This is a genomic window from Polymorphospora sp. NPDC051019 (genome assembly GCF_040683055.1).
Taxonomy (GTDB): domain Bacteria; phylum Actinomycetota; class Actinomycetes; order Mycobacteriales; family Micromonosporaceae; genus Polymorphospora; species Polymorphospora lycopeni.
Genome location: NZ_JBFBCH010000010.1, coordinates 73,827 through 94,672, shown reverse-complemented (window position 1 = coordinate 94,672; position 20,846 = coordinate 73,827). Strand labels below are relative to the sequence as shown.

At 73.1% G+C, this 20,846-nt stretch carries 21 protein-coding genes; 13 read left to right on the top strand and 8 right to left on the bottom strand.

From position 1 onward, the window contains the following. Window positions 1-628: 628 nt before the first annotated feature. Window positions 629-1,459, bottom strand: coding sequence for an MBL fold metallo-hydrolase (locus AB0M79_RS19310; RefSeq protein WP_364215210.1), 831 nt, complete (start codon window positions 1,457-1,459; stop codon window positions 629-631). Then, on the bottom strand, window positions 1,456-1,866 hold the full coding sequence (locus AB0M79_RS19305) for a hotdog domain-containing protein (protein WP_357539584.1): 411 nt from the start codon (window positions 1,864-1,866) through the stop codon (window positions 1,456-1,458). Before AB0M79_RS19305 ends, AB0M79_RS19310 begins: the two co-directional genes overlap by 4 nt. Before the next feature lie 172 nt (window positions 1,867-2,038). Between AB0M79_RS19305 and AB0M79_RS19300 the strand changes: the two genes are divergently transcribed. After that, window positions 2,039-3,145 (top strand): phosphatase PAP2 family protein, encoded by a 1,107-nt coding sequence (locus tag AB0M79_RS19300; protein WP_364215205.1) that lies wholly within the window; start codon window positions 2,039-2,041, stop codon window positions 3,143-3,145. Window positions 3,146-3,219: 74 nt separating this feature from the next. On the opposite strand, the gene AB0M79_RS19295 is transcribed toward AB0M79_RS19300, so the two are convergent. The 3 genes from AB0M79_RS19295 to AB0M79_RS19285 are packed head-to-tail and all read right to left on the bottom strand — an operon-like array spanning window position 3,220 to window position 5,559. Then, window positions 3,220-4,758, bottom strand: a complete 1,539-nt coding sequence (locus tag AB0M79_RS19295) for a PH domain-containing protein (protein ID WP_364215202.1) — start codon at window positions 4,756-4,758, stop codon at window positions 3,220-3,222. Further along, window positions 4,755-5,288 carry a PH domain-containing protein gene (locus AB0M79_RS19290; protein ID WP_357539579.1) on the bottom strand — a complete coding sequence of 178 codons (534 nt, stop codon included), beginning with the start codon at window positions 5,286-5,288 and terminating at the stop codon, window positions 4,755-4,757. The genes AB0M79_RS19295 and AB0M79_RS19290 overlap by 4 nt, the downstream gene beginning before the upstream one ends. 40 nt (window positions 5,289-5,328) lie before the next feature. Further along, entirely contained in the window at window positions 5,329-5,559 is a 231-nt protein-coding gene (locus AB0M79_RS19285) for a hypothetical protein (protein WP_364215198.1), read from the bottom strand. Window positions 5,560-5,924: 365 nt separating this feature from the next. Between AB0M79_RS19285 and AB0M79_RS19280 the strand changes: the two genes are divergently transcribed. The 3 genes from AB0M79_RS19280 to AB0M79_RS19270 are packed head-to-tail and all read left to right on the top strand — an operon-like array spanning window position 5,925 to window position 8,958. Further along, window positions 5,925-7,067 carry a MoxR family ATPase gene (locus AB0M79_RS19280; protein ID WP_364215195.1) on the top strand — a complete coding sequence of 381 codons (1,143 nt, stop codon included), beginning with the start codon at window positions 5,925-5,927 and terminating at the stop codon, window positions 7,065-7,067. Continuing rightward, window positions 7,046-8,011 carry a DUF58 domain-containing protein gene (locus AB0M79_RS19275; RefSeq protein WP_364215192.1) on the top strand — a complete coding sequence of 322 codons (966 nt, stop codon included), beginning with the start codon at window positions 7,046-7,048 and terminating at the stop codon, window positions 8,009-8,011. The genes AB0M79_RS19280 and AB0M79_RS19275 overlap by 22 nt, the downstream gene beginning before the upstream one ends. Continuing rightward, window positions 8,008-8,958: a VWA domain-containing protein gene (locus AB0M79_RS19270; RefSeq protein WP_364215189.1), complete on the top strand. Its 951-nt coding sequence runs from the start codon at window positions 8,008-8,010 to the stop codon at window positions 8,956-8,958. The genes AB0M79_RS19275 and AB0M79_RS19270 overlap by 4 nt, the downstream gene beginning before the upstream one ends. Window positions 8,959-9,042: 84 nt before the next feature. Here the strand turns inward: AB0M79_RS19270 and AB0M79_RS19265 are convergent, their stop codons facing one another. After that, complete coding sequence (locus AB0M79_RS19265) at window positions 9,043-9,207, bottom strand: hypothetical protein (RefSeq protein WP_364215186.1); 165 nt, start codon at window positions 9,205-9,207, stop codon at window positions 9,043-9,045. Window positions 9,208-9,606: 399 nt separating this feature from the next. Here AB0M79_RS19265 and AB0M79_RS19260 point away from each other — a divergent pair, with 399 nt between their 5' ends. The 4 genes from AB0M79_RS19260 to AB0M79_RS19245 all read left to right on the top strand — a co-directional run bounded on the left by AB0M79_RS19260 (window position 9,607) and on the right by AB0M79_RS19245 (window position 13,044). Continuing rightward, a complete protein-coding gene (locus AB0M79_RS19260; protein ID WP_364215183.1) occupies window positions 9,607-10,338 on the top strand; it encodes a beta-ketoacyl-ACP reductase in 732 nt (243 codons plus the stop codon). Between the two features lie 20 nt (window positions 10,339-10,358). Continuing rightward, window positions 10,359-11,126 (top strand): enoyl-ACP reductase FabI, encoded by a 768-nt coding sequence (gene fabI, locus AB0M79_RS19255; RefSeq protein WP_364215180.1) that lies wholly within the window; start codon window positions 10,359-10,361, stop codon window positions 11,124-11,126. 84 nt (window positions 11,127-11,210) lie between these two features. Next, window positions 11,211-12,248: a ferrochelatase gene (locus AB0M79_RS19250; protein ID WP_364215177.1), complete on the top strand. Its 1,038-nt coding sequence runs from the start codon at window positions 11,211-11,213 to the stop codon at window positions 12,246-12,248. Between the two features lie 16 nt (window positions 12,249-12,264). Beyond that, the gene (locus AB0M79_RS19245) at window positions 12,265-13,044 is read left to right on the top strand and encodes an HAD-IIA family hydrolase (RefSeq protein ID WP_364215174.1); all 780 of its coding nucleotides are present in this window, start codon (window positions 12,265-12,267) and stop codon (window positions 13,042-13,044) included. Window positions 13,045-13,571: 527 nt separating this feature from the next. Here the strand turns inward: AB0M79_RS19245 and AB0M79_RS19240 are convergent. Beyond that, complete coding sequence (locus AB0M79_RS19240; RefSeq protein WP_364215171.1) at window positions 13,572-14,363, bottom strand: hypothetical protein; 792 nt, start codon at window positions 14,361-14,363, stop codon at window positions 13,572-13,574. 90 nt (window positions 14,364-14,453) lie between these two features. On the opposite strand from AB0M79_RS19240, the gene AB0M79_RS19235 reads away from it, so the two are divergent. Continuing rightward, entirely contained in the window at window positions 14,454-15,260 is an 807-nt protein-coding gene (locus AB0M79_RS19235; protein ID WP_364215168.1) for a DUF3097 domain-containing protein, read from the top strand. Between the two features lie 24 nt (window positions 15,261-15,284). Here AB0M79_RS19235 and AB0M79_RS19230 read toward each other — a convergent pair whose 3' ends face one another. Then, a complete protein-coding gene (locus AB0M79_RS19230; protein WP_364215165.1) occupies window positions 15,285-16,604 on the bottom strand; it encodes a serine hydrolase domain-containing protein in 1,320 nt (439 codons plus the stop codon). Window positions 16,605-16,696: 92 nt separating this feature from the next. Here AB0M79_RS19230 and AB0M79_RS19225 point away from each other — a divergent pair, with 92 nt between their 5' ends. From AB0M79_RS19225 to AB0M79_RS19210, 4 genes are all read left to right on the top strand, one after another. Beyond that, a complete protein-coding gene (locus tag AB0M79_RS19225) occupies window positions 16,697-17,137 on the top strand; it encodes an NfeD family protein (protein ID WP_364215162.1) in 441 nt (146 codons plus the stop codon). 123 nt (window positions 17,138-17,260) lie between these two features. Beyond that, complete coding sequence (locus AB0M79_RS19220; protein ID WP_364215159.1) at window positions 17,261-18,382, top strand: SPFH domain-containing protein; 1,122 nt, start codon at window positions 17,261-17,263, stop codon at window positions 18,380-18,382. Window positions 18,383-18,573: 191 nt separating this feature from the next. Further along, window positions 18,574-19,530, top strand: a complete 957-nt coding sequence (locus AB0M79_RS19215) for a hypothetical protein (RefSeq protein WP_364215156.1) — start codon at window positions 18,574-18,576, stop codon at window positions 19,528-19,530. A gap of 127 nt (window positions 19,531-19,657) precedes the next feature. Next, window positions 19,658-20,539 (top strand): RNA methyltransferase, encoded by an 882-nt coding sequence (locus AB0M79_RS19210; protein WP_364215601.1) that lies wholly within the window; start codon window positions 19,658-19,660, stop codon window positions 20,537-20,539. The last annotated feature ends 307 nt before the right edge of the window (window positions 20,540-20,846 follow it).

Sequence of the window (20,846 nt, the reverse complement as noted above, 5' to 3'; positions counted from 1 at the left end):
AGCGGGTGCGGGTGCGGGTGCGGGTGCGGGTGCGGGTGCGGGTGCGGGTGCGGGTGCGGGTGCGGGTGCGGGTGCGGGTGCGGGTGCGGGTGCGGGTGCGGGAAGCGGCGGGCAGGGCGGGGGAGTCGGTGGGTGGGCGTCAACTTGATCGTCTGCTGTTCCGCTGTTGGTACCCGGCGTGTCGACCGGCTGGACAGCAGACGATCATGCTCCTTGGAGCGCCGTGCCCCGCCGTCGGAGGCCCTTCCTGGTGTTGACTTGATCGTCTGCGGTTCAGGCACCCGACACGCCGTGCCCGGAGTGCCGCAACTGCAGACGATCATGACGACCGGGTCGGCCCGCTGACCGAGCCCTCAGCCTGGTGCACCCGGGCTCCCTGCCCCAGGTGCCCGAGCCTTCCCATGGGGGCGCCCCGACCCGCCGGGCGCCGGTGTCAGAGCGGCCGGCGCCCACGCCAGCGCTACCCGACGCGTCCACCTGAGCCGCAGGGTGCATGCCGCGACCGCCCCAACGCCCGCCCCCAAGATCCCCGTGATCAGGGAGTTTCCGCCTCGACGCGCCGACGACACGCCCGACGTACTCCCTGATCACGCGGATCTTGGAGGGAGAGGGAAGGGAGAGGGCGGGGTCAGGTGCGGTTGGATAGTTCGGCGTAGCCGCGCTCGATGGCGGGCAGGGCGACGGCCGGGCCGTACGCGGAGCGCATCGCCAGCGCGGCGGCGGCCGCCCCGTCGGCGTGACCGTCGCGGATCAGCCAGGCCAGCGCGGTCAGCCCGGTGTGCTGCTCGTGTACGAAGTCCACGCCGACCGGGGCACCGTGCCCGGGAACGACCAGGGTGTCCTCGCCGGTCAACCGCAGCAGCGCGGTCAGCGTCTCCGGCCACTCCAGTGGGTAGGACTCCTCGAACGCCGGCGGCCCGCTCTGCTCGACCAGGTCGCCGGCGACCACGACGTCGGCGTCGGGTACGTGCGCGACCAGGTCGCCGGCCGTGTGCCCGCGCCCCAGATGGTGCAGGTCGACCCGCCGGCCGCCGACGTCGACGGTGGACAGCAGGTGCACCGGGTGGGTCGGGGCCAGGATGGCGGTGCCGGCCAGTTCGGCGGCGAGCGCCGGCTCGGTCGGCAGCATCTCCTCGTACGCCCGGCGGCGTACTCCGGCGGCGTCGTCGGCGAGCAACCGCGCGGTCTCCTCGTGGGCGTAGATGGCGACCGGCAGGTCACCGGCGAGCGTGGCGTTGCCGAAGCAGTGGTCGAAGTGGTGGTGGGTGTTGACGATCGTCCACGGGGCGGTGGTGAGCTGCCGGGCGGCGACGGCGAGTTCGGCCGCCTGCGCCGCCGTCGACAGCGTGTCGACCAGCAGCGCCGCCCCGTCGCCGACCACCAGCGTCACGTTGACGTCGAGCAGTGGGTGGCGCAGGACGTAGACCCGGTCGGCGACCTCGGCGAAGGCGATCGTCACGACTCGTCGGGGCCGAAGGCCCGGGCGACGAACCGCTGCCGGTCGACGAGGATCCGTTCGACCCGCCCCTCGGCCACCGTGGTGTCCCCGTCGGTGACGACGATCTCGAACAGCAGCCGCCGCCCGTCGACCTTGGCCAACTGGGCGTGTGCGGTGACCCGGCGCCCGACCGGGGTCGGTGCCCGGTGGTCGAGTTCGACGCGGGTGCCCACCGTGGTCATTCCGGTCGGCATCCGCCGGGCCGTCGCGGCGACGGTGGCCGCCTCGGCCAGCGCGAGCACCCGCGGGGTGCCGAGCACGGGTACGTCACCCGAGCCGACCGCCTGCGCGGTGTCGGCGTCGGTGACGGTCAGTTCGACGTGTGCGGTGAGCCCGGGCGCGAAGCCTGGATCCGGCTGCTGCTCCATGCACCTCAGCGTAGGCGCTCCGATACGGTCGGGCCATCGTTGCCGGCACCCGACCGCGCCGATCCGCCGGTGCGGCCGCGGCGGGGCCGACCGGCCGGATCGGGCCGGTGCCGGAAGGTCGGCCGGTGACTGCCTTCGGGGTGGGATTGGCCCGCCGTTAACCTTGACCGCGATGGCCACCCTGTCCGATTCCCAGACCAGTCCGTCCCCGGAGCCGCCGGCCGCGCCGGATCCGCCCGTCCGCGACCCGTCGAGGCGGCGCCGGCTGATCGCGATGACCGTGTGGTCGGTCGCGTTCGTCGCCGGATGGCTGCTGATCGGTCTGCCGACGGATCCGCTGTACGCCTTCGTGTGGCTGTGGACCGCCACGATCGCCTGGAACAGCGAGCGGCCGTTCCGGTCGCACCTGGGGTTCGTCCGCGACTGGCTGCCGATCGTGGTCCTGCTGGCGCTGTACAACCTCTCCCGCGGCTTCGCCGACAACGGCGCGATCCCGTACTCCTTCGACCTGATCGTGGCCGACCGCCTGTTGATCGGCTGGGCCACCGGCGGCGAGGTGCCGACGATCTGGTTGCAGGAGCGGCTCTACGACCCGGACCGGATCCACTGGTGGGACGTCGCGGTGAGCTGGGTCTACTTCTCCCACTTCGTGGCCGCGTTGGCCGCCGCGGTGGTGCTGTGGATGACCAACCGGGCCCGCTGGGGCCAGTTCATGCGGCGCTGGGGGTTCCTGTGCGCGACCGGCCTGGTGACCTATTTCCTCTACCCGGCGGCCCCGCCGTGGTGGGCGGCCCAGTACGGGCTGCTGGAGGACGTCGCCCGGATCTCCACCCGGGGCTGGCGGGCGTTCGGTATGCACGGCGCCGGCAACCTGCTCAACGCCGGCCAGATCGCCTCGAACCCGGTGGCCGCGATGCCGTCGCTGCACACCGCCTTCGCGTTGTTCGTCGTGGTGTTCTTCCTGGCCAACGTGCGCAAGCGGTGGTGGCCGCTGCTGCTGTCGTATCCGTTGGCGATGACGTTCACCCTGGTCTACGCGGGCGAGCACTACATCATCGACGTGCTGGTCGGCTGGCTGTACGTCGGGATGACGTTCGTCGTCGTCGGCCTCGGCGAACGCTGGTGGCGGGCCCGCAAGACGCGCCGGGCCGTACCCGAGGAGCCGGCCCCGGCCGTCGACGCCGGCTCGCCGGCCGTCCGACCGGCCGCCGATCCGCTCGCGGAGCCGTCCGACCCACCGGCGCCGCCGGACCCGTCGGTGACGCCCGCCGGGCGATGAACTGCTGAACGCCCCGCACCGGGCCGGTGCGGGGCGTTTCGCGTTTCCGTCGACCGGGTCGCGGTCCGGCGGGTTCAGGCGGTGGGGAACGGTGCGGCGCCGGTGGCGCGGGCGTGGCGGGCGCGGGCGGTCAGGTCGGCGGCCATCGCCCACGCCTCCCGCAGGTCGCGGGAACCGGCCGCCGCGCTGGGGCCGCCGGCGGTGTCGGCGTAGACCGTCGCCAGCCCGAGCCGCCGCTGGAGGGGGCCCTGGATCACCCGTACGCTCTGGATCCGGGCGTACGGCACGACCATCACCTGACGGGTGATCGGCCCGGAGCGGACCGCGAACACCTCGTCGGTCAGCGCGGCGCCCATCACCGGCTGGGCGAACGGGTGCAGCCAGCGGGCCCGGGCCGGCGGCGTGGTCAGCGGCAGGGTGGCCAGGTCGACGCGGGGCAGCACCTCGTTCATGATCGACTGGGCGGTGGGCGGCACCCCGACCGGCAGCAGCCGGTCGGTCCCGCCGCTGTCGCCCTCGCCGACGCTGACCCCGGCGACGTGCAGCCGCAGGAGGAGCCAGCCCTTCGCCCGCCACAGCAGCGGCCAGGTGGCGACGATGGCCTGGACCCGGACCAGCGGTACGGTCTGGGCGCGGGTCTCGAGCAGGCCGTGGCGGACCCGCAGCCGCTCGTCCTCGCGGACGAGCCGGAAGTTCCAGTCGTCGACGACCCGGCGGACCGGCTGGAGCAAAACGCCGGCCAGCGCGGTCAGCCCGCTGGCGACGGCGATGAACGAGAACGAGGCCGCCGACAGGAACTGGTAGAGCACGAAGGCGACACCGAACGGCACCAGGAACGCCTGCGGCGTCAGCAGTTGACTGACCAGCAGGTCGCGGTTGGAGACCGCGTGCAGGTCGCGGCCGGCCACCTCGACCGGCTTGGTCAGCACCACCCCGGCCGGTCCCGGCGCCGGCATGCCGGGGCCGGGCGCCCCCTGCGGTACGCCGGCCGGTGCCACGGCGGGTGCGCCGGCCCGGCCGGCGAGGGTGAGCAGGCGCTCACGCAGCACGGCGGCGTCGGCGATCCGCAGGTAGGCCAGCGGCGCCTCGGTCTTGCCGCCGCCGACCACTTCGAGTCGCAGTTCGGCCAGTCCGGAGAGCCGGGCGAGCAGCGGCCGGACGACCTCGACGGCCTGGAGCCGTTCGAGCGGGATGGCCCGGGTACGCCGCCACAACAGCCCCTCGTGGATGCGCAACTCCCGCCCGACCACGTGGTAGCCGGTGTTGTACCAGCTCACGACGTAGAGGACGAGGGAGCCGAGCAGGAGCAGGACGACCATCAGCGCGAACCAGCCCAGGCCCACCCGGGACAGCGTCGACCACGACATCGCGGCGATGATCGCGAGCAGTGACTTGGCGCCGTGGAGGAACGGGCTCAGCGGGTGCAGCCGCTGCCGCGGCTCGACGCCGCCGGGCCCCGGTGCCGGGCCGACCCCGGGCGCCGCGCCGGGCACGGGCGGTACCCCTGGCGCCGGACCGGCCGCGGGCGTCGCGCCCGGCGCCGGGCCGGTTCCGGGCGCGGGCTGCGGGCCCGGACCGGGAGGAACCGGTCCCGGCGAGGGCTCGGGGTTCACAGGCCCTCCGCCCGGTCCTCGCCCAGGGCGGTGAGCCGGTCACGCAGCCGCGACGCCTCGGCCGGCCGCAGTCCCGGCACCTTGGCGTCACTGGCCGCCGCCGCGGTGTGCAGTTGCACGTTGGCGAGGTTGAACGCGCGTTCCAGGGGCCCGGCCGACACGTCGACGAACTGCATCCGCGCGTACGGCACGATGGACAGCCGGCGGACCAGCAGGCCGTGCCGGACGAGCAGGTCGTGGTCGCGTTCGGCGTAACCCCAGGCGCGTACGGCCCGGACGGTCGTGACGACCCGCACCAGGCCGAAGAGGGTGACCAGGCCGAACGCGAGCCCGAGCGTCCAGTGCCCGGACAGTGCCCAGGCGATCCCGACCCCGCCGAGCAGGAAGACCATCAGGATGGCGAGCCGCACCAACTCGACCCAGATCAGATCGCGTGAGACGGGCTGCCAGTCGACCGTGTCCGGCCACGGCTCCAGCGGGTCGAGCGGGCGCGCCGCCGGTGCGGCGGGAACGGGAGCGCCGTCGGTCACTTCGTCGTCCCCGTCGGCTCGGTCATCACGGAGTGCGCGGTCATCCTTCGAGCGTAGGCGATGGCGTGAACGGCGTGACGTCCCGCAGGAACCCGCGCGCCCCGAGGAAGTCACCGAGCGTCTCGCGGTGCGTGTCGCAGGCGAGCCAGGTCTTGCGCCGCTCCGGGGTGTGCAGTCTGGGGTTGTTCCACCACAGCGTCCACTGCGCCGCGGCCCGGCAACCTTTCGCGGAGCACACCGGTGTCTCGACCTGGGCAAGAGGATCGGCCATCGTCGCGAGTCTACGGGCGACGGGATGCCGGCATGGGCACGGGGCGTCCACCGGGACACGCCGGGACGGCGCCGGAGAATTTCAGCGCCGGGAGTTGCGGCACCGGAGAGTTTTTAGCGCCGGGCGGCCACGGGGGAAGCCGCCCGGCGACGGCTGCATCGTACACACCACCGACCCCTGTGTGTCTACCCTGGCGGGACGCCGGTTCACCCGGTTCTCGAACCTGATTTCGGGTTCTCGCCGTCCGGGCGGTCGCGGCGGCGTGTAAGTCTTAAGGCCGCAGCCGCTCCACAGACTGCCCCAGTAACGTCAGACCGACGCACGGACTTCCAGCCCGATATACGCGAACCCGCCTCGGAGGACCGGTGGCCCAGCCGACCACGCCCGACAGCCCGACCGACGCCGCCAACGGCGGCCCGCCCACCCGCAGCGCCCCGCCGGCCGGTTCGCTGACCAAGGGCACCAGCACCCCGGCGGAGGACGCCACCCTGCTCGAGCGCGCCCTCTTCGAGGTCAAGCGGGTCATCGTCGGCCAGGACCGGATGGTCGAGCGGATGTTCGTGGCGCTGCTCGCCCGTGGCCACTGCCTGCTGGAGGGCGTACCCGGGGTGGCCAAGACGCTCGCGGTCGAGACGCTGGCCAAGGTCGTCGGCGGCAGCTTCGCCCGGGTGCAGTTCACCCCCGACCTGGTGCCGGCCGACATCGTCGGCACCCGGATCTACCGGCAGGGCAGCGAGAAGTTCGACGTGGAGCTGGGGCCGGTCTTCGTCAACTTCCTGCTCGCCGACGAGATCAACCGGGCGCCGGCGAAGGTGCAGTCGGCGCTGCTGGAGGTGATGGCCGAGAAACAGGTGTCGATCGGCGGAACCACGCACCGGGTGCCCGACCCGTTCCTGGTCATGGCTACCCAGAACCCGATCGAGCAGGAGGGCGTCTACCCGCTGCCGGAGGCGCAGCGCGACCGCTTCCTCATGAAGATCCTGGTCGGCTACCCGACCGACGCGGAGGAACGCGAGATCGTCTACCGGATGGGAATCAGCGCCCCCGAACCCGACCCGGTGTTCACCTCCACCGACCTGATCGGGCTCCAGCGCAAGGCCGACCAGGTGTTCGTGCACAACGCGCTGGTCGACTACACCGTACGGCTGGTGCTGGCCACCCGGTCGCCGGCCGAGCACGGCCTGGCCGACATCGCCCCGCTGATCCAGTACGGCGCCAGCCCGCGCGCCTCGCTCGGCATCGTGCGCGCCACCCGGGCCCTGGCGCTGATGCGCGGCCGCGACTACGCGCTGCCGCAGGACGTGCAGGACATCGCGCCGGACATCCTGCGGCACCGGCTGGTGCTCAGCTACGACGCGCTGGCCGACGACATTCCGGCCGACCACGTCGTCAACCGGATCATGGCCACGATCCCGCTGCCGTCGGTCGCGCCCCGGCAGAACTCGGCGCCGCAGACCGTGCCGGCCGGGCCGGGTCAGCCGGCCGGATGGCCCGGGCGGCTGCCGTGACCCCAGCCGGCAGCCCGCCCGTCTCCGACCTGACCGGGGGCGGCGGCTCCGGCCGGGCCGAGGCCGTACTGTCCAAGCTGCAACTGCTGGTCACCCGCAAGCTCGACGGCCTGCTACAGGGCGACTACATCGGGCTGCTGCCGGGGCCGGGCACCGAGGCGGGGGAGTCCCGCGAATACCGGCCCGGTGACGACGTACGGCGGATGGACTGGCCGGTCACCGCCCGCACCACCGTCCCGCACGTGCGGCGTACGGTCGCCGACCGCGAGCTGGAGACGTGGCTGGCCGTGGACCTGTCGGCGAGTCTCGACTTCGGCACCGCCCGGTGGCTCAAGCGCGACCTGGTCGTGGCCGCCGCCGCGGCGGTGTCACACCTGACGGTCCGGGGCGGCAACCGGATCGGCGCGGTCGTCGGCACCGGCGAGGGCACGCCGGTACGGCTGCCGGCCCGGCCCGGCCGCAAGGAGGCGCAGGGCCTGCTGCGCGCCATCGTCGGCACGCGGGTACGCCCCGGTCGCAGCGACCTGGGCGCGCTGGTCGACCTGCTCAACCGGCCGCCCCGGCGGCGGGGCGTGGCGGTGGTGATCTCCGACTTCCTCACCCCGCCGGAGCAGTGGGGCCGGCCGATACGCAAGCTGGCGCTGCGGCACGACGTACTCGCGATCGAGGTCGTCGACCCGCGCGAGCTGGAGCTGCCCGACGTCGGGGTGATCGCGCTCGTCGACCCCGAGACCGGCGAACTGCACGAGGTGCAGACCGCCGACCCGAAGCTGCGCCGCCGCTACGCCGAGGCGGCCTCGGCGCAGCGCACCGCCATCGCCCACCAACTGCGCGCCTCGGGCGCGGCCCACCTGCGGCTGCGGACCGACTCCGACTGGCTGCTCGACATGGTCAAGTTCGTCGCCGCGCAGCGACACGCCCGCACCAGAGGGACCACACGATGATCCGTTTCCTGCAACCGTGGTGGCTGCTCGCCGTGCTGCCGGTGCTCGCCGTCGCGGGCGCGTACGTGTGGCGCCAGTTCCGGCGCCGGTCGTACGCCGTCCGGTTCACCAACGTCGACCTGCTGCGCACGCTGGCGCCCAAGGGGCTCGGCTGGCGACGGCACGTGGCGGCCGCCGCGTTCCTGCTCAGCCTCCTGACGCTGGCGACCGCGATGGCCCGGCCGTCGGTCGACACCGAGGAACCGCTGGAGCGGGCCACCATCATGCTCGCGATCGACGTGTCGCTGTCGATGGAGGCCGGCGACGTCGAACCGAGCCGGATCGAGGCGGCGCAGGAGGCGGCCAAGGAGTTCGTCGCCGAGCTGCCGGAGACCTACAACCTGGGGCTGGTCGCGTTCGCCAAGTCCGCGAACGTGCTCGTCCCGCCGACCAAGGACCGGCCGGCGGTGATCCAGGCGATCGACGGTCTGACGCTGGCCGAGGCGACCGCGACCGGTGAGGCGGTCTTCACCTGTCTGGAGGCGATCCGGTCGGTGCCGGCGGACGGGGCGCAGGGCATCCCGCCGGCCCGGATCGTGCTGCTCTCCGACGGCTACCGCACCTCGGGCCGGTCGATGGAGGAGGCCGCGGCGATGGCACAGTCGGCGAACGTGCCGGTGTCGACGATCGCGTTCGGCACCGACTCGGGCGAGGTCGAGATCGGCGGCCACCGCCAGCGGGTGCCGGTCGACCGGTTGGCGCTGGCCGAACTGGCCGAGACGACGCAGGGCTTCTTCTACGAGGCGGCGTCGGTCACCGAGCTGAAGCAGGTGTACGAGGACATGGGCAGCTCGATCGGGCACCGTACCGAGCCGCGCGAGGTGACCCAGTGGTACGCCGGAGTGGCGCTGCTGCTCGCACTGTCGGCGGCCGCCATGAGTCTGCTGTGGACGTCGCGGCTGCCGTGACGCGGATGCGGGCCGGTCGCGGGGATGCGCCTCGCGGCCGGCCCGACGTGTTTCGGCCCGGCGTGTCCCGGGCCGGCGGCCGGTTCAGCGCGGGCTGACCAGGACGACGACGACCAGGATCCAGACGGCGGCGAGGGTGAAGCCCAGCGGGGCGACGTAGCGGTTCATCGGGGTCTCCGGTGGCGACTGGCGCGGGACGTGGGGACACGCTGGGGTCAGTCGCGGCAGGGCGGCTCGCGGTGTTCGCACACGGGACCGGCCCCGGCGGCGGCCGGGGAGCGGGGGTGCGACGCGAGCGGGTGCGGGGTCGGCTCGGGCTGAGGCTGGCTCAGCGCGGCGGACCGTCGGCCCGGCCACGACTGAGAGGATCGCTATCTCGCACAGCGATCACCTCCATCGGTCGTGGGGAGCCGTGCAGACCGCGCCGATGCTACACCCGTCCCGCCGTGCCGCGGCGCTCACCGCGCCCTGATCCGTGTCGGCCGGCCCGTGATCCGCGTGATCAGGGAGCGCGTACCCCGACCCACCGGACGACACGCGGACCCGGTCCCTGATCACCGGGATCATGGGGGGCGGGTTACTGCTTACCTGTCGGTAGCGCCTAGTGTCCTTCGCGCACCCGTCGGAAGAACCGCTGGAGGAATGACCGTGCCGCGTACCGTGCTGGTGACCGGGGGAAACCGGGGGATCGGGCTGGCCATCGCCCAGGCGTTCGCCAAGCAGGGCGACCGGGTGGCGATCACGCACCGGGGTCGCTGGGCCGGGGCGGCCGACGGTGACAGCGGATACCACGAGGGCGTGTTCGGGGTCCGCTGCGACATCACCGACAGCGCCGCCGTCGACGCCGCCTTCACCGCCGTCGAGGCCGAGCTGGGGCCGGTCGAGGTGCTGGTCGCCAACGCCGGCATCACCGCCGACACGCTGCTGCTGAGGATGTCCGAGGACGACTTCACCAGCGTCATCGACACCAACCTCAACGGGGCGTACCGGTGTGCCAAGCGGGCCGCCGGCAAGATGCTGCGCGCCAAGTGGGGCCGGATGATCTTCATCTCGTCCGTGGTCGGCCTGTTCGGCGGTCCCGGCCAGGTCAACTACGCGGCCAGCAAGGCCGGCCTGGTCGGCGTCGCCCGGTCGATCACCCGGGAACTGGGCAGCCGTAACATCACCGCCAACGTGGTCGCCCCGGGATACATCGACACCGACATGACCGCGGCGCTGCCCGACGACCGCAAGGCCGAATACCGCAAGCTGATCCCGGCCGGCCGGTTCGCCGACCCCGACGAGGTCGCCGGGGTGGTCACCTGGCTGGCCGGCGACACTGCCGGCTACATCTCCGGCGCCGTCATCCCGGTCGACGGCGGCCTGGGCATGGGTCACTGACGAAGACGGAGGATCTGTACGTGTCTGGACTGCTGGCCGGAAAGCGGCTGCTCGTCACCGGCGTCATCACCGACGCGTCGATCGCGTTCTCGGTCGCCAAGCTGGCCCAGGAGAACGGCGCACAGGTCGTGCTCACCGGCTTCGGCCGGATGTCGCTGGTCGAGCGGATCGCCAAGCGGCTGCCCGAGGCCGCGCCGGTGATCGAGCTGGACGTCACCAACGAGGAGCACCTGGCCGGCCTGGCCGACAAGGTGCGCGAGCACGTCGACGGCCTCGACGGGGTCGTCCACTCGATCGGCTTCGCCCCGCAGAGCTGCCTCGGCGGCGGCTTCCTCAGCGCGCCCTGGGAGGACGTGGCGACGGCACTGCACGTGTCGACGTACTCGTACAAGTCGCTGGCGATGGCGGCACTGCCGCTGATGGGCCCGGGCGGCGCGGTCGTCGGGCTGACCTTCGACGCGACCAAGGCGTGGCCGGTCTACGACTGGATGGGCGTGGCAAAGGCCGGCCTGGAGTCGGCGTCCCGCTACCTGGCGCTGCACCTCGGTCCGAAGGGCATCCGCAGCAACCTGGTGTCCGCCGGCCCGCTGCGCACCATGGCGGCGAAGTCGATCCCCGGCTTCGAGCAGTTCGAGGACGCCTGGGCGGACCGGGCCCCGCTGGGCTGGAACCTGACCGACCAGGAGCCGGCCGCCCGGGCCTGCCTGGCACTGCTGTCCGACTGGTTCCCGGCCACCACCGGCGAGATCGTGCACGTCGACGGCGGATACCACGCCCTGGGCGCCTGACCGGGCGGTGAAACCCGCCACGATCGCCGCCGACCGGGCCGCCCTGGCGCCCGGCCGGCGGCGTCGCGGGACAGAATGGGGACCATGCCGTACGACGCACTCGTGGTGGTCTCCTTCGGCGGACCCGAGCGCCCCGACGACGTCCTGCCGTTCCTGGCCAATGTGACCCGGGGGCGGGGCGTGCCGCCGGAGCGGCTGGCCGAGGTCGCCGAGCACTACCAGCACTTCGGCGGCGTGTCGCCGATCAACCAGCAGTGCCGTGACCTGATCGCCGCGATCCGCGCCGACCTCGCCGCGAACGGCGTCGACCTGCCGGTCTACTGGGGCAACCGCAACTGGCACCCGATGCTGGCCGACACCGTGGCACGGATGCGCGACGACGGCGTACGGCACGCCCTCGCCTTCGTCACCAGCGCCTACGCCGGCTACTCGTCGTGCCGGCAGTACCTGGACGACATCACCGCCGCTCGGGCCGCCGTCGGACCCGACGCGCCCCTGATCGACAAAATGCGTCAGTTCTGGGACCACCCCGGATTCGTCGAACCGCACGCCGACGCCGTACGCGCCGCGCTCGGCACCCTCGACCCGGCCCGACGTGACAGCACGCGGATCGTCTTCACCGCCCACTCGATCCCGACCTCGATGGCGGCGGGCGCCGGCCCCGAAGGCGGCCGCTACCAGGCGCAACTGCACGAGACCGCCGGGCTGGTCGCCGCGGCCGCCGCCCCCGGCCTGCCGTACGACCTGGTCTGGCAGAGCCGGTCCGGGCCGCCGCACGTGCCGTGGCTCGAACCGGACGTCAACGACCACCTGCGCCAGTTGGCCGCCACCGGCACCACCGGCGTCGTGGTCAGCCCGATCGGCTTCGTCTCCGACCACCTCGAGGTGGTGTGGGACCTCGACACCGAGGCCGCCGCCACGGCCAAGGAGGTCGGTCTCGACTTCGTCCGGGCCGGCACCCCGGGCACCGACCCGAGGTTCGTCACGATGGTCCGCGAACTCGTCGCGGAGCGCGGCGTCGGCGCGGCTCACCCGGGTGACACCGCCCCGCGACGCCGGCTCGGTACGCTCCCGGTCTGGGACACCTGCCCCGGCTGCTGCGCACCCGCCCGCCGACCGTGACACCGTTGGAGACCCGATGAGCGACCGCAAGCCGGTGGAGAGCTGGCTGACCGACATGGACGGCGTGCTGGTGCACGAGGGGCAGCCGGTGCCCGGGGCGCCCGAGTTCATCAACCGGCTGCGTTCGTCCGGCAAGCCGTTCCTGGTACTGACCAACAACTCGATCTACACGCCGCGCGATCTCCAGGCCCGGCTCACCCGGATGGGCTTCGACGTGCCCGAGCACGCCATCTGGACGGCGGCGCTGGCCACCGCCCAGTTCCTCGCCGACCAGCGGCCGGGCGGCACCGCGTACGTCATCGGCGAAGCCGGACTCACCACCGCGATGCACGCGGTCGGCTACATCCTGACCGACTTCGCCCCCGACTACGTGGTGCTCGGCGAGACCCGCACCTACAGCTTCGAGGCGATCACCAAGGCGGTCCGCCTGATCAACGACGGGGCCCGGTTCATCTGCACCAACCCCGACCCGACCGGTCCGTCGATCGAGGGCGCGCTGCCGGCGGCCGGCTCGGTCGCCGCGATGATCTCGAAGGCGACCGGGGTCGAGCCGTACTTCGTCGGCAAGCCCAACCCGATGATGATGCGGTCGGCGCTCAACGTGATCGAGGCGCATTCCGAGACGACCGCGATGATCGGCGACCGGATGGACACCGACATCCTCTGCGGCCTCGAGGCCGGGCTGGAGACGGTGCTGGTGCTCACCGGTATCAGCACCCGCACCGAGGCGGAGCGCTACCCCTACCGCCCGTCCCGCATCGTCGGCTCGGTCGCGGATCTGATCGAGGAGATCTGACCCCGCCGCCCCGCCTCCGCTGCCGCCATGGCGCCCCGTTGCGTTGATCAAGGAGTTGTTGAGCGACAAAAGGGTGGATCGCGGGCATGACTTCTCCGTGATCGTGGCGGTCGTGGCGCCCTGGTCCGGCCATACGCGTCCTGGTCCGGCCATAACGGGCAACCAGGCCTGTCGGTTCACGGCGGTGGTCGGCGGCCGCGACCTGGCCCCCGGCCGGGAGCCGACGGGGGCGGCGCGGTATCGCTGTCGCGCCTCACAGCGAATTCGCTGTACAAACAGCGAATTCGCTGTGGCCGCCAACAGCAGCAGGTGGCCGGATCGTTCGTACCCTGCTGCCCGTCGCCTGCCAGCCACGCGCTGCTGACATCACCGCCCGTCGCCCACCCGGTCGGCCGGCGACTCGTTGCTCGGAGCCGGGGAGACGACCGGTACCGTCCGGCGGCGGCGCCCCGAACATCGCCCTGGCCGGCAAGGGACACCTGGCAGCAGGCCGGCGCCGGCCGGGGCGCGCCGAGGTCCGGGAAGCGTCAGGCGCTCAGGGGGGCGTTGCAGGCGGCGACGAGGGCGCGGCGGCAGGCGGTGGTCAGCGGGCGTAGTGCCGCGTCACGCTGCTGCGCCTCGTAGCCGTTGATCGCTCCGCCGGGTGCCGCGTGCTCGGCGAGCGCGAGGACCCGGTCGAGCACGCTGGCCCGGGCGAACAGCCGGCGGGCCCGGGGGTCGAAACCGGGCGGCAGGTCGGTGGCGCTGTCGGGCTTGCGCAGCGCCGCCAGCGCCCCGGCCAGCTCCGGCCGCCAGTGGGCCACGTCGAGGCGGGTCAGGGTGGCGGTCGCCTCGGCCAGGGCCACCGACAGTTCGGCCTCGGCTTCGGCGGCGCTGGGGGCGCCGAGACCGGCGGTGTGCGCCTCCTCGGGCAGCGGATAGACCCGCCACAGCACCGTCTCGAAGGTCATGCCCGAGCCGGACGTGTGGCTGCGTACCTCGGGAATGAGCCCGAGGCCGCGGGCGACGACGGCCTCGCCGGCGACCAGTGCGGCGCCGGCGAACGGCCCGGGGCCGGGCAGGCCGCGCGGGTCGCCGGGGGCGGGCAGGGCCAGCCGGATCTCGTCGGGCGACAGCTTCGACAGGGTGGGCAGGGCGTCGCGGAGCGGCAGGTCGGTCCACGCGCCGGGTGCGTCCGCGACCAGGTGCTCCTCGTCGCCGGCGATCTCGTCGGCAACCTCGTCGTATGGCACCAGCCCGGCTCGCCATGCCCGTACCCAGGCCACGAACCGGCTCGAACGACGCACAGCGAGGGTCGCCGCGCCTGCTGCGGGGGACATGCGAGCAAGGGTACGTGGTGCCCGCCGGCCCTGTCTCGACAGCGGCGCGTCGAAATGACCGTCGTGATGTGGCCGGCTAGCGTCGGCGGGATGTATGGGGAGGACGTGCTGGCGGGTGACTGGCGGCGACGGCGGGTGACGCCGGAGGTCGACGCCGAGCCCGACCTTGTCGTGGAGGACGCCGATTCCGGGTTCTGTGGCGCGGTCGTCGGGTTCGAGTCCGGGGCCGTGGTGCTGGAGGACCGGCACGGGCGGCGCCGCAACTTTCCGTTGCTGCCGGCGGCGTTCCTGCTCGACGGCCGCCCGGTGACGCTGCGCCGGCCGGCTCCGGCGGCGGTGCCGGCCGCCCGGCGGCGGACCGCCTCGGGGTCGGTGGCGGTCGCGGGCGTACGGGCGCAGGTGGCCAAGGCCAGCCGGATCTGGGTCGAGGGCATCCACGACGCGGCGCTGGTCGAGCGGATCTGGGGTGACGACCTGCGGATCGAGGGCGTCGTCGTGGAGCCGCTGGACGGCATCGACGACCTGGAGGCCGAGGTACGCCGGTTCGGGCCCGGTCCGGACCGGCGGCTGGGGGTGCTCGTCGACCATCTCGTGCCGGGGTCGAAGGAGAGCCGGATCGTGGCCGCGGTGACGTCGCCGTACGTGCTGGTGACCGGTCACCCGTACGTCGACGTGTGGCAGGCGGTGAAGCCGGCGAAGGTGGGTATCCGGGCGTGGCCGCAGGTGCCGCCGGGCCGGCCGTGGAAGGAGGGCGTGTGCGCCGCCCTCGGGGTGGCCGAGCCGGCCGACATGTGGCGACACATCCTGAGCCGGGTGGACAGCTTCCACGACGTGGAGACGCCGCTGATCAACGCCATGGAGCGGTTGATCGACTTCGTGACCGTGCCGCAGGACTGAGCGCGCCGGACCCCCGGCTCGGCGTCAGGCCAGCCGGTCGGGGTCGCGGGTGAAGACGAACGTGGCGATGTCGAGGGCCCGGGGGGTGCCGTCGGCGTCGCGGCGTACGGCCAGGATCTCGCCGGCGTTGCTGCCCGAGCGGCCGCGCCAGCGGTCGGTGCCTTCCGGGGTGAACCGCCACGCTGTGGCGGCCGGCTGGTCGATCCGGCTGAGCACGAGTTCGCCGTCGCGCCACGCCGCCTGGACCTCGCGCCCCATCCACCACCAGCGGCCGGCCAGTTCGGCGGCCTCGGCCGGCGGCGGCGCGGTGTTGGCCCGCCACGGCCGGGGCGGTTCGGGTTCGGTGTCGAGCACCATGGTCAGCAGGTCCTGGGCGAGTCCGCCGAGCGAGCCGGTACGCAGCCCGTACGCGTTGGCGTAGCCGACGACGGCGGTGCGCGACGGGCGGTGCACGGCGAGCGCGGCGAGGTAGCCGGGCATCGAGCCGCCGTGGCCGACGTAGACCCGGTCACCGGTCCGGTAGAGCTCGAAGCCGAGGCCGTGGCCGCTGGTCCACGAGTCGAGATCGCTGATCACGACCGGCGCGGTCATCTCGGTGAGCGTGGTGGGGGCGAGTACGGCGGGGTCGGGCTCGGCGAGGAACGCCGCCCAGCGGGCCAGGTCGGCCGTTGTCGACCAGAGTTGCCCGGCCGGTGCCATCGCGCCGGTGTCGGTGCGCGGTTCCTCGCGCAGCGTCTCGTGCCAGGGGTGTACGACGTAGCCGCGGGCGAACGGCTCGGTCGGGTGGTAGGTGGTGCGGTGCAGGCCGAGCGGTTCGAGCAGCCGTTCACCGAGCACGGTCGCCCACGGCCTTCCGGTGATCCGTTCGATCACCCCGCCGAGCAGCCCGTACGCCAGGTTGGAGTAGTGGTAGGTGCGGTGCGGCGGGTAGGCCAGCTTGTCGGCGGTGAGGTTGCCCAGCAGGGTGTCGAGGTCGGTGCCGGCGGACCGTTCCCACCAGTCGCCCTCGGGTTCGCGTTGCAGCCCGGAGGCGTGGCCGAGCAGTTGTCGCAGGCTGACCGTGCCGACCGGGGTGCCCGGCAGGTGCCGGTCCAGCGGGTCGTCGAGTGCGACCCGGCCCTCGTCACGCAACCGCATGATCAGTACGGCGGTCATCGTCTTGCTGATCGAGCCGATCCGGTACTGGCGGTGCGGGTCGGGCGCCGGCTTCTCGCCCGCGCCGGCGAAGTGGACCATGGCGCCGTTCCGGACGACGGCCATGATCAGCGACGGCGCGCGGCCGTCCGCCTGGGCCCGCGCGACAGTGCTGTCGATGCGTCGGGCGGTCTCGGGAAGCAGCGACACGGCGGCGGAACTCCTCGGCTCGGGCGGCCCCACAACGTTACCGTCACGCGCAGAAGTGGTCTCCTGTTGCCACTACGTGACACGATCGATGAGTGGAAGCTGTGCTCTGGATCGTGTTGGGTGTCGTGCTGGCGGTGGCCGAGATCTTCACCGTGAGCCTGTTCCTCATCATGTTCGCGGTCGGCGCGTTCGCCGCGGCGGGCGCGGCGGCGCTCGGCGCCTCCGTGCCGGTGCAGGCGTTGGTGTTCGCGGTGGTGTCGGCGCTGACCCTGGCCGCCAGCCGGCCGGCCGTGCGCCGGCACCGGGAGAAGGCGGCGGAGACCGACCAGGAGGGGTTCGGCCTGCAGGCGATCGAGGGGTCGAACGCCCTGGTTCTCGAGCAGGTCGACGCCGATGGTGGAATGGTCAAGATCGACGGAGAGATGTGGACCGCGCGGTCGTACGACGGGACGCAGACCTTCGCGCCCGGTGAACGGGTCCGCGTGATCGAGGTCAAGGGCGTGACCGCCATGGTCTGGCGCGACGACATATGACGACGGTGCCGCGGGCACCGCGACCAGATAGGGATGACGGCGGTGCCGGAGGCATCGCGACCAGGTGGGATGACGGCGGTGCCGGAGGCGCCGCACCTACATATATAGGGAAAAGGTGAGCGCATGGAACTCGTGATCGCAGTCGTGTTCGGGGCGATCGCCCTGATCACGGTGGTCACCCTGATCCGCGCGGTGCGGATCGTTCCGCAGCAGCGGATGGATGTCGTCGAACGACTGGGCAGATACAAGAAGACCCTGGGGCCCGGCCTCAACCTGCTGGTGCCGTTCATCGACGCGGTACGCACCAAGGTCGACATGCGGGAACAGGTGGTCAGCTTCCCGCCGCAGCCGGTGATCACCTCGGACAACCTCGTCGTGTCGATCGACACGGTGCTCTACTTCAAGGTCGTCGACCCGGTGCGGGCGACGTACGAGATCTCCAACTTCCTGCAGGCCATCGAGCAGTTGACCGTCACGACGCTGCGGAACGTCATCGGCTCGCTCGACCTGGAGCGGGCGCTGACCAGCCGCGAGGAGATCAACCGGCACCTGTCCGGGGTGCTGGACGAGACCACCGGCCGGTGGGGCATCAAGGTCACCCGGGTGGAGATCAAGGCGATCGAGCCACCGCCGAGCATCCGTGACTCGATGGAGAAGCAGATGCGCGCCGAGCGGGACCGGCGGGCGGCGATCCTCAACGCGGAGGGGCACAAGCAGTCGCAGATCCTCTCCGCCGAGGGTGAGAAGCAGGCGGCGGTGCTGCGGGCCGACGGTGACCGGCAGGCCCGCGTCCTGCAGGCCGAGGGGCAGGCCAAGGCGATCCGGACCGTCTTCGACGCGATCCACCAGGCCAACCCGAGCCAGAAGGTGCTCGCCTACCAATACCTCCAGGCGCTGCCGCAGATCGCCAACGGTCAGGCCAACAAGGTCTGGATCGTGCCGGCCGAGCTGACCAAGGCGCTCGAGGGGCTCGGCGGTGCGCTCGGCGGGCTCGGCGCGATGGTCGGCGACGCGCCGTCGAAGGAGGTCGACTCCGGCGCGGTCGAGCGGGAGGCGGCGGCCGCCGCCGAAGCCGCGGCCGCCGAGGCGCAGCGGGTCAACGACGAGGTACGCGCCGCGGAGGCGCAGGTGGGTGGCGGCGGCCAGCAGGCTGGCCTCGCGGGGCAGCCGGGTCTGCCGGCGGCGCCGCCGATGACCGCGACCGACTTCCTGAAGAGCTCCACACCGGACCGCGAGCAGGGCTGACCGGGGCGAGGTTCATCCAGCTCAGGACGGATATCCGAGAACCGGTCACGTTACCGCCCGGCACCTGTCACGATCGTTTCTACGACCGGTCAGGTGCCGGTGCCGGTTCCGGCGCCGACCGTCCGAAGGCGACCGGTCGGCAGGTGCCGGGCACCGGCGGGATGCCCGGCCGCGCGGAAGGCCCGGAGCCCATGAACCACGCCAAGCACAGTCGCCCCTCGTTCCTGTCCTCCTCGACCGCGCGGACGGCGCCGCTGCGGATCGTCACCCGGCTCGACGCCGGCCTCGCGGTGCTGACCGCGGCGCCCCCGTCGACCCCGGCCAACCAGCCGGTCACCAACGCCACCTGGGCGTTCTCCGTACGCCGGTTCGTGCGCCTCGCGGTCTGGGCGACGCCGGCGTACGCCCTGCTGTACGGGCTGGTCACCGCCGGCAGTCTCGACGGCGGGCCGGCGCCGTACCTCGAACACGGGTCCGCGCTGCACCTGCTCGGCTGGGTGGCCGCGGTCTGGCTCGGCCTGGTCGCGCTGGTGGCGCTGGCCGGGGTGCAGGTGTCGGCACGCAGCCGCCGGGCCGCCGCCACGGCACTGATGATCGGCATCGCGGGTGCCGCGCTGATGCTCCCGTTCGCCACCCTGCCCGCCGACACGGCGGTCTACGGGCTGGACGCCGGTGTGCTGTCGCTGGCCGGTGCGACCGTCTTCAGCGTCGGCTGGCTGGTGATGGGCTGGTCGGTACGCGAGTCGGGGCTGTTCAACCGCAGCGACGGGGTGCTGCTGATGCTCGCCGCCCCGATGCTGGGCGTCGCCGGACTCCTCGTCGGTCCACTGCAGACGGTCGGGGCGCTGCTGGCGCTGGCCGGTGGCATCGGTGTCGCCATCGGCACCGGGCGGCTCATGCCGGCGGCCGCGAAGCCCGCCGCGGCGGAGCCGGTGACCGCGACGCTGCCGTTCGCCACCGAGGCGGAGCCGGCCACCGCGGCCCAGGCCGGGCCGGTGCCGGCGAGCGCGGCGGCCGCGTCCGGCGCTGCGGTCTCCGGTCCGGCCAAGGTGCCGGCGGCGAGCGCGGTGGCGGCCGAGGCGGTGGCGGCCGGGGCCAGTGCCGTCGCCGCCCGGGTGGCCACCCACGGCAGCCTCGCCGCACCCTGACCGGTCCCGCGCGGTCGACGCCTGCCGGCCCGTCCCCGGGTGGACCCGGGTGCGGGCCGGTGGTGCCATGATCGTCTGCGGCTCGGGTGTTTCCCGCCCGGCGTGTCGGCCGCCTGGACCGCAGACGATCGAGGCAGCGCGGACATCGACGGTCGACCCGGTCCCGGCCCGGTCCGTCGTGGTTCGGCAGAATCGGCGGGTGCCCGTCGAGCTGATCACCGACCCTGACGACGAGCGGATCGGCGACTACCGTGCGCTGACCGACGTCGAGTTGCGTACCCGCTGGGAGCCACCGCACGGCCTGTTCATCGCCGAGGGCGAGCTGGTCCTGCGCCGGGCGCTGCGGGCCGGCTACCGGCCCCGGTCGTACCTGGTCGACGCGAAGCGGGTCGAGCAGCTCGGCGACACCGGGGACGCGCCGGTCTACGCCGCCAGCCAGGACGTGCTGGAACGGGCGACCGGGTTCCACGTACACCGGGGGATGCTGGCCTCGTTCCACCGGCGCGAGCTGCCGACGGCGGCCGAACTGCTCGCCGCGGCCCGCCGGGTCGCGATCCTCGAAGACGTCAACAACCATACGAACCTCGGCGCCGTCTTCCGCGGGGCGGCGGCGCTGGGTGTCGACGGGGTGCTGCTGTCGCCGTCGTGTGCCGACCCGCTCTACCGGCGCAGCGTACGGGTCAGCATGGGCGAGGTGTTCGCGGTGCCGTACGCGACGCTCACGCCCTGGCCGGACGGTCTGGAGCAGGTGCGCGCGGCCGGCTTCACGGTGCTGGCGATGACGCCGGCCGCCGACGCGGTGCCGATCCAGCGGCTGACCGCCGAGCAGCGGGGCCGGGCGGCGCTGCTGCTCGGCGCCGAGGGGCCGGGGCTGTCCCGGCAGGCGCTGGCGGCCAGTGACGTACGCGTCGGTATCCCCATGCGGCGCGGCGTCGACTCGCTGAACGTCGCGGCCGCGGCCGCCGTCGCCTTCTGGGAGCTGGGCCGCGACGACCCCCTCCCCACCTGACCCCTCTCTTGATCCGCGTGATCAGGGAGTAAGGGTGTCTGGTCCCGGGGCGGGCCCGGGACCGGGCGGCGGCGGTCAGGGAGCGTCGTAGCCCAGCGTGTAGGAGCCGGCTCCGCTGACCGACCGGACCTGGTACAGGTAGTACCCGGCCGTGCCGTTGTACGTCAGCGTCTCGTCGGCGCCGGTGGTGGCGCCGGAGGCCACCGTGGCCCACGCGCTGCCGTTCCACTTCTGCAGGTGCAGGTCGAACTCGCTGCCGGCGGGACCGTCCAGGCAGGCGCGGTGCTGGCCGGAGGCGGCGGTGTGG